Origin of the sequence: Pseudomonas sp. IT-P100 (genome assembly GCF_949767185.1) — a bacterium.
GTDB classification, from domain to species: Bacteria; Pseudomonadota; Gammaproteobacteria; order Pseudomonadales; family Pseudomonadaceae; genus Aquipseudomonas; species Aquipseudomonas fluorescens_B.
The window spans coordinates 1-240 of the sequence record NZ_CATKQK010000053.1 but is presented as its reverse complement, the minus strand read 5'-3'; the positions used below and the strand labels follow the sequence as shown (position 1 = coordinate 240).

Genomic DNA, 240 nt, shown 5'->3' with positions numbered 1-240 from the left:
ACCATCGTTATCACGCAGGGTGTAGGTGAACACGTCGGTCGCGCCCGGGCCGTTCACGGAGTTCGGATAGCTGTGGTACTCGGCGTTGCCTTGGGCGTCCAGGGTCAGGTAGCCGTAAGTGCCGTTGATCTGGGTGTTGAGCCCGCCGTTCACCGGGGTCGAAGTGTCCGAACCGGCGCGCACGCCGACCACGCCACCGCCGAGCAAGGGGCCATCGGCGCCGGCAACGTCGTTCCACAG

Annotated in this window: 1 protein-coding gene; it reads right to left on the bottom strand. The window is 66.2% G+C overall.

Annotated features, from left to right (window positions below; all coding sequences use genetic code 11):
• Positions 1-240, bottom strand: a 240-nt coding sequence (locus tag ACM6IQ_RS23870) for a hypothetical protein (RefSeq protein ID WP_414880003.1), incomplete at both ends; no start/stop codon positions are given.